Origin of the sequence: Mesorhizobium sp. LCM 4577, from assembly GCF_001854795.2 — a bacterium.
In the GTDB taxonomy this organism is placed as follows: domain Bacteria; phylum Pseudomonadota; class Alphaproteobacteria; order Rhizobiales; family Rhizobiaceae; genus Mesorhizobium; species Mesorhizobium plurifarium.
The window spans coordinates 78587-93758 of record NZ_MDDU01000035.1; the positions used below are offsets into that span (position 1 = coordinate 78587).

At 63.8% G+C, this 15172-nt stretch carries 13 protein-coding genes and 1 tRNA gene; 7 read left to right on the forward strand and 7 right to left on the reverse strand.

Going from position 1 to position 15172, the window contains the following annotated elements:
* The first annotated feature begins 169 nt into the window (after positions 1 to 169).
* Positions 170 to 1078, forward strand: coding sequence for an MBL fold metallo-hydrolase (locus tag LCM4577_RS25250; RefSeq protein ID WP_071073992.1), 909 nt, complete (start codon positions 170 to 172; stop codon positions 1076 to 1078).
* Here the strand turns inward: LCM4577_RS25250 and LCM4577_RS25255 are convergent, their stop codons facing one another.
* Positions 1079 to 1864, reverse strand: a complete 786-nt coding sequence (locus tag LCM4577_RS25255; protein ID WP_071073993.1) for a DUF1499 domain-containing protein — start codon at positions 1862 to 1864, stop codon at positions 1079 to 1081.
* An 82-nt stretch (positions 1865 to 1946) separates the two neighbouring features.
* Positions 1947 to 3575: a fatty-acid--CoA ligase gene (locus LCM4577_RS25260; RefSeq protein WP_071074164.1), complete on the reverse strand. Its 1629-nt coding sequence runs from the start codon at positions 3573 to 3575 to the stop codon at positions 1947 to 1949.
* Positions 3576 to 3764: 189 nt separating this feature from the next.
* On the opposite strand from LCM4577_RS25260, the gene LCM4577_RS25265 reads away from it, so the two are divergent.
* Positions 3765 to 4121 (forward strand): hypothetical protein, encoded by a 357-nt coding sequence (locus tag LCM4577_RS25265; protein ID WP_071073994.1) that lies wholly within the window; start codon positions 3765 to 3767, stop codon positions 4119 to 4121.
* Between the two features lie 204 nt (positions 4122 to 4325).
* Positions 4326 to 4715 (forward strand): DUF427 domain-containing protein, encoded by a 390-nt coding sequence (locus LCM4577_RS25270; protein ID WP_071073995.1) that lies wholly within the window; start codon positions 4326 to 4328, stop codon positions 4713 to 4715.
* 166 nt (positions 4716 to 4881) lie between these two features.
* Here the strand turns inward: LCM4577_RS25270 and LCM4577_RS25275 are convergent, their stop codons facing one another.
* The 3 genes from LCM4577_RS25275 to ppdK all read right to left on the reverse strand — a co-directional run bounded on the left by LCM4577_RS25275 (position 4882) and on the right by ppdK (position 9669).
* Positions 4882 to 5625, reverse strand: coding sequence for a polysaccharide deacetylase family protein (locus LCM4577_RS25275; RefSeq protein WP_071074165.1), 744 nt, complete (start codon positions 5623 to 5625; stop codon positions 4882 to 4884).
* 133 nt (positions 5626 to 5758) lie between these two features.
* On the reverse strand, positions 5759 to 6862 hold the full coding sequence (locus LCM4577_RS25280) for a glycosyltransferase family 9 protein (protein WP_071073996.1): 1104 nt from the start codon (positions 6860 to 6862) through the stop codon (positions 5759 to 5761).
* A gap of 122 nt (positions 6863 to 6984) precedes the next feature.
* Entirely contained in the window at positions 6985 to 9669 is a 2685-nt protein-coding gene (ppdK, locus tag LCM4577_RS25285; RefSeq protein WP_071073997.1) for a pyruvate, phosphate dikinase, read from the reverse strand.
* 216 nt (positions 9670 to 9885) lie between these two features.
* Here ppdK and LCM4577_RS25290 point away from each other — a divergent pair, with 216 nt between their 5' ends.
* From LCM4577_RS25290 to LCM4577_RS25300, 3 genes are all read left to right on the forward strand, one after another.
* Entirely contained in the window at positions 9886 to 10230 is a 345-nt protein-coding gene (locus LCM4577_RS25290; RefSeq protein WP_071073998.1) for a VOC family protein, read from the forward strand.
* A gap of 98 nt (positions 10231 to 10328) precedes the next feature.
* Positions 10329 to 11735: a phosphomannomutase gene (locus LCM4577_RS25295; RefSeq protein ID WP_071073999.1), complete on the forward strand. Its 1407-nt coding sequence runs from the start codon at positions 10329 to 10331 to the stop codon at positions 11733 to 11735.
* A 96-nt stretch (positions 11736 to 11831) separates the two neighbouring features.
* Positions 11832 to 11906: transfer RNA gene (locus LCM4577_RS25300), tRNA-Gln, on the forward strand.
* A 111-nt stretch (positions 11907 to 12017) separates the two neighbouring features.
* Here the strand turns inward: LCM4577_RS25300 and LCM4577_RS25305 are convergent.
* Positions 12018 to 12941 (reverse strand): acetamidase/formamidase family protein, encoded by a 924-nt coding sequence (locus tag LCM4577_RS25305; protein ID WP_071074000.1) that lies wholly within the window; start codon positions 12939 to 12941, stop codon positions 12018 to 12020.
* A 263-nt stretch (positions 12942 to 13204) separates the two neighbouring features.
* Here LCM4577_RS25305 and LCM4577_RS25310 point away from each other — a divergent pair, with 263 nt between their 5' ends.
* On the forward strand, positions 13205 to 14077 hold the full coding sequence (locus tag LCM4577_RS25310) for a phytanoyl-CoA dioxygenase family protein (protein WP_071074001.1): 873 nt from the start codon (positions 13205 to 13207) through the stop codon (positions 14075 to 14077).
* Positions 14078 to 14253: 176 nt separating this feature from the next.
* Here the strand turns inward: LCM4577_RS25310 and LCM4577_RS25315 are convergent, their stop codons facing one another.
* Positions 14254 to 15153, reverse strand: coding sequence for a LysR family transcriptional regulator (locus LCM4577_RS25315; protein ID WP_071074002.1), 900 nt, complete (start codon positions 15151 to 15153; stop codon positions 14254 to 14256).
* Between the last annotated feature and the right edge of the window lie 19 nt (positions 15154 to 15172).

Here is a 15172-nt window from a genome sequence, read left to right on the forward strand (position 1 = left end):
AAGCGCATCGCAGAACCGGATTCAGGCGACGCGCTTCAAAAATTCGTCTTGATGCATGTCGTTTGCCCAAAACCGCTGCGCACTTTTGGGCGACATGCATTGATTTTCCTATATTGGCTTCCGTATCAGGCGGCAATCTTTTTGCCGCATTGCAACGGAGCACGCCGGCATGGCCCTTGAATTCGACACCAGCTTCGATCCGGCCTATGGCCGGGCGGTTGCGGTTGCGCCGGATGTGCTGCGCGTCACCGCCAGAAATCCGAGCCCCTTCACCTTCCACGGCACCAACAGCTATCTCGTCGGCCGCGACACGCTGGCGGTGATCGATCCCGGGCCGGAAGACGACGCCCATCTCGAAACGCTGCTTGCGGCGATCGCCGGCCGACCGGTCAGCCACATCTTCGTCAGCCACACGCATCGCGACCATTCGCCGCTCGCGGCTCGGTTGAAAGAACTGACCGGCGCGCCGACGCTTGCCGAAGGCCCGCATCGGCCGGCGCGGCCTTTGCGCATCGGCGAGGTCAATCCGCTGGACGCCAGCGCCGACCTCGCCTTCGTTCCCGATGTCGTGTTGGCCGACGATGCGCTGACCCAAGGTGACGGCTGGGCCATCCGCACCGTGCTGACGCCCGGCCATACCGCCAACCACGCCGTGTTTGCCCTCGAGGGAGCCGGCACCCTGTTTTCAGCCGACCATGTCATGGCGTGGTCGACCTCGATCGTGGCGCCGCCGGACGGCGCCATGGCCGACTATATGAGCTCCCTCGACAAGCTCCTCGCGCGCGGGGATCGCATGCTGCTGCCGGGCCATGGCGGGCCGGTGACCGCACCGGGCCGGTTCATGCGCGGCCTGAAGACGCATCGCAAGATGCGCGAAAGGGCGATCCTGGAACGCATCCGCGCCGGAGACCGGACGATCACGGAAATGGTCGCGGCGATCTATCGCGACACCGACCCGCGGCTGCACGGCGCCGCCGGCCTGTCGGTGCTTGCCCATCTCGAGGATTTGGTCGCGCGCGGCCTCGTGACCACAGAAGGCGATCCGGCGATCGACGGCCTTTTCAGCCCCGGCGCCTGATCACTCGGCCGGCGCCGCGCCGACCTGTCCGGCGACCTCCTGGTCGAGTTCGGCAAGGAAATCCGTGATGCGGGCGGCGTTGTCGCCGAGGTCGTAGCGGCCGTAGCGCGAGGCCGAACGCATGTCGACGATCACCTGGTCGCCGTCGTCGGTGACGCGGATGGCGACGTCGGCCGGCAGTCCGAGCACGAAGCCCTTGGCCAGCGCGTTGATCGTCGCCTCGCTCTGCCCGTTGATGTCGGGATAAGGCGCCGTCAGTTGCCAGTCGCGGCGGTCGAGCACGGTTTCGACGGCGTCGACGACGGTTTCGAAAGGCAGATTGTAGCTGCGCCCGCTGACCAGCGGATAGGCATCGGCCTGCAGGCTCTGTTCGCCCGGCGTCGGGGCCGACAGCTCGTTCATGTCGGCGGTGCGGTCGCTGGTGTCGAGCGCCGGCGGATCGTCGAGATCGGTCGAGATGTCGCGCAGCGGCGGATAGATCGTCGCCCAGTAAACGGCCACGCCATACGGTGCCAGCACCAGCAGCGCCAGCAGCGCGCCGATGCTGAGATCGCGGCCGCCGCGATCGCCGAAGCTCCAGATCCGCGACAGGGCGAGGCCGGCCAGCAACAGGGCGAGCGCCGCCAGCAACGCCACGATCGCCAGCACCCACAGGAAAGGCGGCGTCTCGACGAGGCCCAGCCTGTAAGCGCCAACGACGGTGAGCAGAAGGACGAGAGAAAATGCCCCGATCCGCCGCGACCAGCCGGCCGCCCTCGACGTCTGCCGTTCAGGAATTGTAGTCATCGTCTGCCGCATTACCCCAGTCCGAACCGAGACTTAGAGGTTTTTGGCGCGGGCTTGAAGCCGAAAGATCGAACATTTTTCGTCAATCCGTCGGCAGGCGGTAGTCCTTGAACTGGGCGCGCAAACTGGTCTTCTGGATCTTGCCGGTGGCGGTGTGCGGAATTTCGCCGACGAAGGCGACGTCGTCGGGCATCCACCACTTCGCCACCTTGCCGCTCATGAAGGTGAGGATGTCGTCCTTGCTCGGCTCCCTGCCAGGCTTGCTGACGACGACGAGCAAGGGCCGCTCGCCCCATTTGGAATGCGGGATGCCGATGGCCGCCGCTTCCGCCACGTCCGGATGGCCAACAGCAAGATTCTCCAGATCGATGGTCGATATCCATTCGCCGCCGGACTTGATGACGTCCTTGGCGCGGTCGGTGATCTGCATGTAGCCGCTGGCGTCGATATGGGCGACATCGCCCGTGTCGAACCAGCCGTCGGCATCGAACTGCTCGGCGCCGGCGCCGCCATAATAGGCGCGGGCCACCGCGGGACCGCGCACCTTGAGATGCCCGAAGGTCTTGCCGTCCCAGGGCAGCGCGTTGTTGTCGTCATCGGTCACCTTCATCTCGACGCCGAAGGGCGAAAAACCCTGCTTCGCCTGGATATCGAGCCGCGCCTCGCCGGTCAGCGCCTCATATTGCGGCTTCAAGGTGCAAAGCGTGCCGAGCGGCGACATCTCGGTCATGCCCCAGGCATGCACCACCTGCACATCGTAATCGTCCTGGAATTTCGCGGTGATGGCGCGCGGACAGGACGCTCCGCCGATCACGACCTTCTTCAGATAAGGCAGCTTCTTGCCGGTCTCCTCCAGATATTGCAGCAGCATCATCCAGACGGTGGGCACGGCGGCGCTGAAGGTCACCTTTTCGGTGTCGAGCAACTCATAGATCGAGGCGCCGTCCATCTTGCAACCCGGCATCACCAGCTTGGCGCCGATCATCGGCCCGCTCTGGCCTAGCCCCCACGCGTTGGCGTGAAACATCGGCACGACAGGCAGGGCGACATCGCGCGTCGACAGGCCCATGGCATCGGGCATGGCAGCCATCATGGCGTGAAGAACGTTCGAACGATGGCTGTAGAGAACGCCCTTCGGGTCGCCCGTCGTTCCGGACGTGTAGCACATGCCGGCGGCGGTGTTCTCGTCGAAGACCTTCCAGGCGAAAGCCCCGTCGGCCTCGGCCAGCCATTCCTCGTAAGCGACGGCATTGGCCAGCGACGTTTGCGGCATATGCGCCCGGTCGGTCAGCACGATCACCCGTCGCAGCGATCGGACMGCGCCGGCGATCTTTTCCAAGAGCGGCACGAAGGTCAGATCGACGAAGATCGCCTTGTCCTCGGCATTGTTCATGATCCAGGCGATCTGCTCGGGAAAAAGCCTCGGGTTGAGCGTGTGGTAGATCGCGCCGATGCCCATGATGCCGTACCAGGCCTCAATATGGCGGGCCGTATTCCAGGCAAGCGTCGCGATGCGGTCGCCAAGCCCGAAGCCGTCGCGCTCCAGCCGCTGCGCCACCTTGAGCGACCGGTGATGGATTTCGGCAAAGGTCGTGCGCACGATCGGTCCTTCGATCGAACGCGACACGACCTCCCGGCTGCCGTGCTGGCGTTCCGCATGGTCGATCAGCTTGTGGCAAAGCAGCGGCCATTCCTGCATCAATCCGAGCATCTGTTCCTCCCTCTTGCGCATTCGCGTCGTTGTTTCACGCATTGTGGAAGGAACAAGCGGATTGTCCAGCCGCCATAAGTCGAAGCCCGTGGATGGATCGAAGAACCGGGAAAACCGCCATAATCCGGCCATCCTCGCCRTTAAGCTTCGTTAACGGGCTGGGTGAGATTGGCGAATGGAGTGGTTCGCATGGATGCGCAGCTCGACGAAAAAACCCTCGAAAGCACGCTTGCCGAAAGTCTGGACGATCTGACGCCGGACATCAAAACCGTTTCCGAAGATGAATTTGCCGAAGTCGTCGGCGGCGCGCTTGAGGCTGTCGGCGGAACGCTGCTGTTCAAGATGCGCGTTGAAAATGGCGCCGAGGGCGAACATGTCGCCGCCGCCTGCATCGGCGACCCCGGCAACCGCCAGTTCCTGCTGCTCACGCTGCCGACCAGCGGCGGTGCGCTGAAGGTCGAGACCGCGGCGCGCAGCACCAATCCGGTCGCCGGCATTGCCGCCGCCTATGCCGGCCTCATGGATGCCTTCAAGACGGCCGCCTGACCGGGCGGATGACAGACGTTCAATGAATGGTGATGGCGCTGCGCGCCGCGCCAGCTTGCGCGGCGCAGCTAGCCGACACATGTAAGTCTCCCCGAGAACGTTTCGCGGTTTCACGGAAACGACGAAACGCTCTCTTTTTGTTTGACGCAATTCCGGACGGAAAACCGCTCGCACTTTTGTTGGAATTGCTCCAGGAGATCATTCATGGACAAGCCCGCCAACCCTGCCCCCGGCTTCCAGCGCAATCCCGACAAGGTGATCACCGTCGAACCCTATCGCGGCAGCGTCACCGTGCGCGCCGGCGACACCGTCATCGCCCGCTCGACCCGGGCCAAGGTGCTGTCGGAACCGCCCTACCCGGCCGCTTTCTACATCCCCTTCGACGACATCGACTTCAGCAAGCTCTCCGGCACCGAGCACTCCACGCATTGCCCGTACAAGGGCGATGCCAGCTACTGGAGCGTCCAGCCGGCCGGCGAAGCCGGCACGAACGCGATGTGGGCCTACGAACAGCCGTTCGACGAAATGACCGAGATCCGCAATCACGGCGCGTTCTATACGAACAAGGTGACGGTCGAAGCGACGCCGGACTGACCATTCTTGGCGGATGGCCCGCCGAAGGTGCCTTGAGATTCAGGTCAGGCCGAGTCGAGAATGGTGGGTTCCGAGAACCGGAGCGGAGCGTACTTTTAGTGCGTGAGCACGGGAAGCGCAGGAAGCCGCCATTCTCGACTCGGCCTGACCTGAATCTCAGGGCACCTCAGTCCGTCGTGCCGTCGTTGCCTATACCCTCGGCATCGTCGAGGCGCACGAAGGTCATGCCCTTCTGCTTCAAGGCGAGCAGCCCCTGAACCACGCCCTCGCCGGCCGCATGGGTCGGCTGGTTGATGTGGGCGATGATGACGTCGCCATCCTTGGCGGCGCCGATGCGGCGCGCCGTTTCCTTCGCGCCGAGCAGCGAGCCGCCGTCGCCGTTGACCGAGAAGCCGGCGATCTTGAAGCCCAGCTTGCGGATCATGGCGATCGCCGAAGGACTGTATTCGGCGGTGGCGCCGCGGAACCATTTTGGCGCCTGCCCGCCTGCCCCGGCAAGGGCGGCGGCGCCGGATTCGACCTCGGCCTGTACGGCGCCCGGACTGCCGGCGCTGCGGATGCCGTAGATCTTCTGCGGCGTATCGACCGCCGGAATGTGGCGGCCGCCATGGTTTTCCAGTTCGAACAGGTCGGGATGCGCCCGCATGATCTCGACAGCTTCGGCATTGCGCTTCAGCCAGATGCCGGTAACGAAGATCGTCGCCGGTATCCTGTTGTCGACAAGCGCCGAAAGTATCCTTGTGTCGGTCTTGCCGCCGCAGGCATCGAGCGTCAGGGCGACGCGACCGCCGCCTTCAGCGCCCTGCGGCTTCAGATGCAGCGTCGGCTCGAGCAGCGTCGCGGCGTTGCCCGCGGACGCGGCGAACAGCGACAGCGCCATCGCGCAAATGGAATTTCGAAGCAGGCCCATCATCCGTTCCAAACCGGCACGTTCGGGCATTCTCCGCGCCGCGCCAAAACGTGTCTCCACAAGACTGGCATCTAGGCGAAAATCGGGACGGCAGACAGTGCAAAAACAGCAATCGCGAAAATTTGCTTTCGCCTTACACCGCAGCTTCCAGGGGCATTTCCGTCCGTGCCAGGAGTTCCAGCGTCGCCCCGACGACGGGATCAACCTCCAGGCGCCAGACACAGCATGCCTTGCTCGGATCGGTCCGGCGGCACAGGTCGCCGCCGACGCAGTCGCAAGGCATGGAAGGCCTCAGCGAAATGCTTGGCACGCCGACCGGCGCCCAACGGACCGGGTTGGTCAGGCCGAACAGGCCCACCACCGGCGTGCCTGCCGCGGCCGCTATATGCAGGGGGCCGCTTTCATTGCCGAGAAACAGCCGCGCCTCCTTGAGCAGCGCCAGCAGCGTTTCCAGCCGCAGCATGCCCGCCAGGTTGACGACACGCGTCTTCGCCGCCGCGATGATCCTGTCGGTCGCCTCGCTCTCGTCCGGACCGCCGACCAGAACCACCTGCAGGCCGGTTTCCCGCACGATCCTGTCGATTGCTTCGGCGAAGCGCTCCGGCTGCCAGCGCCGCCCCACGAAGCTTGCTCCGGCATGAACGGCAATAAAGGCGTTTGGCTGAATTTTGTGCCTGGCGAGCAAAGCCAGGGCGCGCGTCGTTTCGAAGGGCAAGGGTCGAATGGCAGGAACCCTGACGCGCAGCGCGATGCCAAGCGCCTCCAACGGAGACAAATAGCGATAGAGATAGTGTCTTTTGCCGAATCCGTAGGGTTTCATCCGGACGTTGGCGGGCTGGCGCTCATGCCAGCGCAAGGGCCTCTCCGTCGGGAAATGGCCGACCCTGACCGGCGCGTGGACCAGTTCGGAAATGATCCGCGAGGTCTTGGAGTCGGTGATGTCGATGGTCATGTCGAAGCGGTGCTGCCGCAAAGCCCGGACCATGCGGAAGAGCTCGCGCCCGCGCTCGAGCGGCGAACCGCGCATCTTGGCACGGCTGAAGGGGACGACTTCGGTGGCGATGCCGTGCCCCGTCAGGAAGCCGGCGAAATGCGCCTCGCAGAGAAACACGATCCTGACGCCCGGATATTGAAGCTGCAGGTTCTTCGCCAGCGCCGAGGCAAGGACAATGTCGCCGATGAACTTGGTCTGCACGATCAGAATCGACCGGAAGGCGGTTGGGGCAATCTGCAACATGGGTTTCGGACACCAATGAATTCGGTGTCGGAAACTCCCTTGGAACGATGTCGAGATTCAGGACTGTCACGCGCACGTTCGCGTGACATTGCATACAAAACCGTAAGGTATGGGGACGCCCGTCAGGAGCGTTTTGCCGCGCTCTTGGCCGCAGCCACCGCAGCCTGCGCGGCGGCCAGCCTGGCGATCGGCACACGGTAGGGCGAGCACGACACATAGTCGAGGCCGACCTCCTCGCAGAAACGGATCGAGGCCGGGTCGCCGCCATGCTCGCCGCAGATGCCGAGCTTGATGGCGGGCCGCGTCGCCCTGCCCTTTTCGGCCGCCATCCGCACCAGCTCGCCGACACCGTCGACGTCGAGCGACACGAACGGATCCTGTTCGATGATGCCCTTCTGCCGGTAGGTTTCGAGGAAGGACGCGGCATCATCGCGAGAGATACCAAAAGTCGTCTGCGTAAGATCGTTGGTGCCGAACGAGAAGAATTCGGCCGCTTCGGCAATGACATGGGCGCGGATCGCCGCGCGGGGGAGCTCGATCATGGTACCCGTCAGGTATTCGATCTTGGTGCCGGTCTCCTGCATGACGCTTTGCGCCACCGCATCGATACGCGCCTTGACGTATTCCAGCTCCTTCACGAGCCCGACGAGCGGCACCATGATTTCCGGCACCACCAGCGCCCCGGCCTTGTGTCCGGCCTGTACCGCCGCCTCGAAGATGGCGCGCGCCTGCATCTCGGCGATCTCCGGATAGGAGACGGCGAGCCGGCAGCCGCGATGGCCGAGCATCGGGTTGAACTCGTGCAGGGCCTCGGTGCGCTGCCTGAGCTTGTCGGCCGACACGTTCATGGCAGAGGCGACCTCGGCGAGCTCGGCCTCGGTCTTGGGCAGGAATTCGTGCAGCGGCGGGTCGAGCAGGCGGATCGTCACCGGCAAGCCGGCCATGATCTCGAACAGCTCGAGGAAATCCGAGSGCTGCATGGGCAAAAGCTTGTCCAACGCCGCGCGCCTGTCCTTCTCGCTGTCGGCCAGGATCATCTCGCGCATGGCGACGATGCGGGCGCCGTCGAAGAACATGTGCTCGGTGCGGCAAAGGCCGATGCCCTCGGCGCCGAAGGAGCGCGCCATGCGCGCGTCGAGCGGCGTTTCGGCGTTGGTGCGCACCTTCATGCGGCGCGCGGCGTCCGCCCATTCCATGATGGCGGCGAAATCGCCGGACAGCTCCGGCTGCAGCATGGCGACCGCCCCTTTGAGCACCTGACCGTTGCCGCCGTCGATGGTGATGATGTCGCCCTTGCGGAAGGTCTGGCCCATCGAGATGAGCGTGCCGGCCTTGTAGTCGACACGCAGCGAGCCGGCACCGGAAACGCAGGGCTTGCCCATGCCGCGCGCCACCACCGCGGCATGGCTGGTCATGCCGCCGCGCGTGGTGAGGATGCCTTCGGCGGCGTGCATGCCGTGGATGTCCTCCGGACTGGTCTCGATGCGCACCAGGATGACTTTACGCCCTTGCGCCTTGGCGTCCTCGGCATCGGCGGACGAAAAGACGATCTCACCGGTGGCAGCGCCCGGCGAGGCCGGCAGGCCCATGCCGATGACATCGCGCGCCGCCTTCGGATCGATGGTCGGATGGAGCAGTTGGTCGAGCGAGGCCGGATCGATGCGGGCGACCGCCTCCTCCTTGGTGATCAGCCCGTCCTTCGCCATCTCCACGGCGATCTTCAGCGCAGCCTTGGCGGTGCGCTTGCCGGAGCGGGTCTGCAGCATCCACAATTTGCCGCGCTCGATGGTGAATTCGAGGTCCTGCATGTCGCGGTAGTGCTTTTCCAGCCGATCGGAGATGTCGACGAAAGCCTGGAAGGCGTCGGGCATAAGCTTCTGCAGCGACGGCTTGTCGGAGCCGGCGGCGATACGCGCCGCCTCGGTGATGTTCTGCGGCGTCCGGATACCGGCCACCACGTCCTCGCCCTGGGCGTTGACCAGGAACTCGCCATAGAGCTGCCTGTCGCCGGTCGAGGGATTGCGGGTGAAGGCGACGCCGGTTGCGGAGGTGTCGCCCATGTTGCCGAACACCATGGCCTGGACGTTGACGGCCGTGCCCCAGCTTTCGGGAATGTCGTGCAGGCGCCGGTAGGTGATGGCGCGGTTGTTCATCCAGCTCGAGAACACGGCGCCGATCGCGCCCCACAGCTGCTCCTGCGGATCCTGGGGGAAAGGCTTGCCGAGCTCTTCCTCGACCTTGGCCTTGTAGAGCGAGATCACGCCTTGCCATTCCTGGGCCGTCAGCTCGGTGTCGAGCTCGTGACCGAGGCTCGCCTTCTGGTCCTCGAGGATCTCCTCGAACACTTCATGGTCGAGGCCCATCACGACGTCGGAGTACATCTGGATGAAGCGGCGGTAGCTGTCATAGGCAAAACGGGCGTCGCCGGAATCGGCGGCCAAAGCCTCGACCGTCTCGTCGTTGAGGCCGAGATTGAGCACCGTATCCATCATGCCGGGCATGGAGGCGCGGGCGCCGGAGCGAACGGACACCAGAAGCAGCTTCGACGGATCGCCGAAGCGGCGGCCGGTGATGCGGCCGATATGGTCGAGAGCGGAGACGACGTCCGCCTCCAGCGCTTCGGGATAGGTGCGGCCGTTGGCGTAATAGGCGTTGCAGACTTCGGTGGTGATGGTGAAACCGGGCGGCACCGGCAGCCCGAGGCTGCACATCTCGGCCAGATTGGCACCCTTGCCGCCGAGAAGGTTGCGGTCGCCGGCACGGCCTTCGGCGGCACCGTCGCCGAAGGTGTAAACCCACTTGGTCATGCTTGCCCTCCAGTTCGTGGAAGATAGAAACAGCCGGACCATGGGCCCGGTTCCCCGCCTTCGCGATCCGAGCGATAGGATGCTGCAGTGCGAAAGGCAAGCACCGGCCGGGCGCCCGCCGCAACTACAATCGATTAAGCAAAAGCTGCGTCAAAAAGACTTGCCGGAGGGTATGGCACGATATAGAACATAAAGGGAACATAGTGGAGTAGCGTGATGAAACTCAACGGAAAACTCGACTATCTTGAAATGCCGGCGACGGGCGGCACGCTGGACAGCGTCAAATCCTTCTACAGCGCCGCGTTTTCATGGTCGTTCACCGATTATGGCCCGACCTATTCCGCCTTTGCCGAAGGCCTCGACGGCGGCTTCCAGGCAGATGCCGGCGAAGCGCCGGCCAAGCCGCTCCCGGTCATCTACTCCAAAAACCTCGAGGAAACGCAGGATGCGGTCGAGAGTGCCGGCGGCACGATCGTCAAGCCGATCTTTTCCTTCCCGGGCGGCAGGCGGTTCCACTTCACCGATCCGGCCGGCAACGAACTGGCCGTTTGGGGACATTAGGGAAGTCGCGATTTCGGGTTGTTTGCTGTTGACAGCCGGGGGGCAGCCGGGCTCATTCCAGTGAACGGCGGCAACCTCCAACAGCAAAAAGCAGACTGATGAAATTCGGCTCAAGCGGTGTTCGGGGTCTGGCTTCCGAATTGGCCGGACGGCCAAGCGGGCTCTACACCGAGGGTTTTGCCCGGCGCTTGCGGTCGACCGGTTTTCGGCAAGGCGAGGTCTTCGTCGGGCGCGACCTGCGCGACAGCAGTCAAACGATAGCGGAAGACTGCATGGCGGCGCTGGCCGCAAGCGGCTTCCTGCCGGTCGATTGCGGCCCCATCCCGACACCCGCGCTAGCCTTCTATGCCCGCCTGCGCGGCGCCGCGGCGCTCATGGTGACGGGCTCGCATATTCCCGCCGACCGCAACGGCATCAAGTTCTACGGGCCGAAGGGTGAGATCGACAAGGCGGATGAGGCTGCGATCACGCAGGCAGTCGCCGAGCTGTCGGACCACTATCCCTGGCCGCCGGCCCATGCGGACCGGCAGAGCGGCCACGAACTGGCGCTCGCTGCGTTTCGAGACCGTGTCGGTGGTATCCTGCCCCCTGGCGCCCTTTCCGGAATGAAGCTCGGTGTCTATCAGCACAGCACCGTGGCGGGCGAGTTGCTGGTCGAAGTGCTGCGATCCTTTGGCGCGGATGTGACCCCTGTCGGCAAAACGCAGGTTTTCGTGCCCGTCGACACCGAGGCCGTCGGCCGGAAAACGATGGCGAAGGTGAAAGACTGGGTGCGCGAATTCAAATTCGACGCCGTGCTCTCGGCCGACGCCGACGCCGACCGTCCTCTCGTCATCGACGAACATGGTGAATTGTTCCGCGGCGACCTGATCGGGTTGGCCACGGCGCTGTTCCTCAAGGCCGACATCGTGGTGACGCCGGTCACCTCCAATTCGGGCATCTCCGAAGCTTTCGGATTCAGCGTCAGGAGAACGAAGGTCGGATCCCCCTTCGTCATAGAGGGAATGGACGCCGCGCGGCAGGCCGGCGGCATCGTCGTCGGCTTCGAGGCCAATGGCGGGGTTCTTCTGGGGTCGGACTGCCTGGTGAACGGCAAGACCTTGTCCGCGCTGCCGACGCGGGATTCGTTTTTGCCCATCCTGGCGGTGCTGGGCACGTCGGCATCGACGGGCAAATCGCTGTCCGGCCTGCGCGAAACCTGGAACCTTCCGGTCTGCGCCAGCGAGCGGCTCGAGAATTTCCCTGTCGAAGCTTCGCGCGGCTTGATGCGCAAGCTCGCCGACCGCGACGCGCTACGGCAATTCCTCGCCCCGTTCGGCGCCGTCGCGGATGTCGATGAGACCGACGGCTTCAGGGCACGGATGACCAGCGGCGAGATCATCCATCTGCGGCCTTCCGGCAACGCTCCCGAATTTCGTTGTTATGCCGAGGCTGAAAGTGCCGGTAGGGCGGAGGAGATCGTGGCATTGGCCCTCAAACGGGCGTGGGACGCCGGCCGAGAATAGCGGCCCGCATCGCTAGCGATTTAGTTGATCTCCCGGCATTGAGCTTTGCTCCGCCCCGTCCTATAAGGCCGCGCGCAGCGGGCATGCCCCGCCTGCTGGGGCGTCGCCAAGTGGTAAGGCATCGGTTTTTGGTACCGACATTCCCAGGTTCGAATCCTGGCGCCCCAGCCAACTGCCGTCATGCAGATCTGGCCAATCAGACGCTGTTTCACCGTGTCGCGGAAGCGGCGAGCCGCCCTACCTCTTTGCGAACGGACAGCCGCCCTTTCCCGCCTTTGCTCGTCAGCCGGCGGAGGCCGGCTCGGGAAGCCATCGCTTTTCGATAAGGCAAACCATCGTGTAGGCGGGGTCAAAAACGTTGCCGACGTGATATCGGACAACCTGTCCCATCAGATGCGATGCTGCAGCGGCGGACAAGCCATAGTCGCTGGTCAACCAGTTGAGCATATCCGTGGTCGCGTGCTGGAGCGCCTGATCCAGCGGGCGAGCGTTGCCAACAGAGAAAATATGGGTCTCGTTCTCACCGCGAGGCCATACCAGCCGCCTGTTTTTTTCCACGGTCAATCGAAACTCGATTTCAAAGCAGGTTTCGATACCGGTTCCGACAATCTCCCCATCGCCCTGCGCCGCATGGCAATCGCCGGCGAAGAAGAGCGCTCCCTCTACGGCAACAGGAAACCAAACCGTCGCGCCGGGCCGAAACCCGCGGTAATCCATGTTGCCGCCATTTTCCGCACTGGTTGCGGTGGAGAAAGCCTGGCCCATCGAGGGCGCCACGCCAAAGCAGCCGATCATCGGCTCGACCGGCAAAATGAAGCTTTCAAGGCCAGGCGGCGGCTCTTCCAGCATCACCGTTCGCGATTCGAGGTCGATCCGCCAGGTGACCGTATCCCGTGCAGGCAGTCCGCGAGCAGCCTCGGGATCGACGACGTTCGCAGCCAATGACGAGATCGTCCAACCGGTGGGACGGATCGGGTCCATGCGCAGGATGTCCACACGCAACGCGTCGCCAGGCTCGGCTCCCGTCACGAAGACCGGACCGTTCATCGGGTTTGGACCATGAGCCGGTCGGGCACCGTTCTTGTCGAAGCCACGAGCGTCCAGCGTCTGTGTGATCACGACATCGCCGGACGCGATTGCGAGCGCCGGCGGGACCGTGCCGAGGACGTTGTGCCAGGTGGTGTTGACGAGCTTGTGCGTTGCCATGAGTTGGAAGTAGCGAAGGCATTGCCGCGCGGCAAGTGTGGATTAGGCTCTCCGGCGGCCGATCGGCTTTGCTCCGCCTCGTCCCATAGGGCAGCGCGCCGCAGCCATGCCTTAGGCTCATCTTGTCGAACACCTTGTTCAGCGGCTCAAAGCGGCCCGACATTTTTCCGAAAATCGGGAAAGTCGATGCCCAAATCCACGACTTATCGCCTGAAGTATTCCCGCTACGATCAAGCCGGATCAACCCGTTGGGGATAGCCGGGATGCTGAACGAGAAGACGGTGCGCGATGCCGTGGAACAATATCGCGAGGAAGGTTATGCCATCGTCCGACAGTTCGTCGACGGCGACGAGATGGTTCGGCTGAGGGAGGAAACAGATGCCGTCTATGCCGAGGGGTTGAAGCATCACGCCACGTTCCGGCATGGCAATCTGAGTTTTCAGATCCTGCCCGAATCGGATTTCGGCAAGCGCTACGTGTTGCAAGCCTACTGGTTCTCCTGGATCAACAGCTATTTCGAGGAATTCCGGCGCAACCCGCGCTACCTGCAACTGCTGGAGGGTCTGATCGGCCGCGACATCCRGCAGATCGCCCAGCAATTGCACTGGAAGYCGCCGGGCGCCAACGTAACCGGCTATCGTTTCCACCAGGACCTGCGTTTCCGCAATCAGGCGGCCTTCGACAATGTCGCCGACGCGACGGTGACCACGGGCCTGGCGGTCGATCGGGCAACGCTCGAGAATGGCTGCCTTCAGGTCGTGCCGGGCAGCCATAAGCTGGGCTATCTCGGGCTTTCCGACGAAGGGACGGGCGAGCTGATGAAAGGTCTGACGGCCGAGGAGGAATTGCGCAAGGTGGGAATCGATCCGGCGACGATCATTCCGCTCGAACTTGAACCCGGCGACCTGGCGATGTGGGGATTGCTCACCGTGCACGGCTCCTCGCCCAACAAGTCGCGCCATGATCGCGCCTTCGCCCTGTCCAGCTACGTGCGGGCCGATTCGACACAGCGCGGCGAATGGGCGTTCAGGAACGGTGTTTCCGTTCCGCTCGGTGAGACGCCCGCCCTGTGCAAATATGAAAAGCTCTTCGAGGAGCCTGGGCCGATATACGACACCACCGCCTGGTGGAAATGACCTTGCCGCTTCGGGCGAAGGGGGCAAACGGGGTCCGGCGTTCGCGCCGGACCCTTCTCGGCGTCCGGACGGCCCCAGAGCATTTCACCGTTTTGCGAAAGCGGCGAGGCGCGCTATCTCCTTGTTTTTATGCAATTTCGGGCGGAGAACCGCGTCACACTTTTCCTGAAATTGCTTTAGGCCACGAAGTCGTCCGCCAGCTCTCGGATCAGGAAATCGACGAAGGCACGCACCTTCGCGGCGATATAGGTGCGATGTGGATAAAGCGCGTAGATCGGGCTGGAGTCTGGCCGGAAGCTGTCGAGCTGAACCTCAAGCCTGCCGTCGCTGATCGCCGCGTCGACCAGGAGGCTGGGCAGATTGCCGATGCCGAAGCCGGCGATGGTCATCTGGTAAGCGGCTTCCACGCTGTTGGTCGAGACACGGCCGCCGACAACCGCGTCGAAAGGGCCATCCGGTCCGACGAAAGGCCATGTGCCGAGACGCTTTGCATAGTTGGAAAGCACGCAGGAGTGTTTCGCCAGCTCGCCCGGATGGGCGGGACGGCCGTGACTGTCCCAGTATCCGGGCGTGGCGCAGACATAGTTGCGCACTTCGCCCAGCCTTCGCGCGATGAGCGCGGAATCGGCCTGCTGGCCGAAGCGGATCGCCACGTCATAGCCTTCCTCGACGATACCTACGACGTAGCGGGCCGTAAGGTCGAACTCGATCGTGGTGAGCGGATTCTCTTCGAGGAATTTCGGCACAAGCTTTGTGATGCGGGTGTGACCAAGCACATTCGAGCACGACACCCGGATCAGGCCGCGCGTTTCCTTATGCAGCCCGCGCGTGGAATCCTGCAGTTCAGTGACGTCATCCAGCAGCGCCCGAGCGCGCGGAGCATAATCGCGGCCCGCTTCGGTCAGACTGAGGCGCCGCGTCGTGCGGTTGATCAGGCGAACGCCGAGATCGTCCTCCAGTTCCTTGATCGTCCGGCTGACGGCGGTCGTCGACATGTTCAGGTCACGCGCCGCCGCCGACAGGCTTCCAAGCAGGCAGACACGATCGAAAACCCGCATCGCCGTCAGAAGATTCATTCCGCCTCCTTTCAACCGG

Coding starts and splice junctions, on each gene's coding strand:
- LCM4577_RS25280 (WP_071073996.1), bottom strand. CDS start 6,862: ATGTTGCAGATTGCCCCAACCGCCTTCCGGTCGATTCTGATCGTGCAG.
- LCM4577_RS25250 (WP_071073992.1), top strand. CDS start 170: ATGGCCCTTGAATTCGACACCAGCTTCGATCCGGCCTATGGCCGGGCG.
- LCM4577_RS25255 (WP_071073993.1), bottom strand. CDS start 1,864: ATGACTACAATTCCTGAACGGCAGACGTCGAGGGCGGCCGGCTGGTCG.
- LCM4577_RS25305 (WP_071074000.1), bottom strand. CDS start 12,941: ATGGCAACGCACAAGCTCGTCAACACCACCTGGCACAACGTCCTCGGC.
- LCM4577_RS25265 (WP_071073994.1), top strand. CDS start 3,765: ATGGATGCGCAGCTCGACGAAAAAACCCTCGAAAGCACGCTTGCCGAA.
- LCM4577_RS25315 (WP_071074002.1), bottom strand. CDS start 15,153: ATGAATCTTCTGACGGCGATGCGGGTTTTCGATCGTGTCTGCCTGCTT.
- LCM4577_RS25275 (WP_071074165.1), bottom strand. CDS start 5,625: ATGGGCCTGCTTCGAAATTCCATTTGCGCGATGGCGCTGTCGCTGTTC.
- LCM4577_RS25270 (WP_071073995.1), top strand. CDS start 4,326: ATGGACAAGCCCGCCAACCCTGCCCCCGGCTTCCAGCGCAATCCCGAC.
- LCM4577_RS25290 (WP_071073998.1), top strand. CDS start 9,886: ATGAAACTCAACGGAAAACTCGACTATCTTGAAATGCCGGCGACGGGC.
- LCM4577_RS25295 (WP_071073999.1), top strand. CDS start 10,329: ATGAAATTCGGCTCAAGCGGTGTTCGGGGTCTGGCTTCCGAATTGGCC.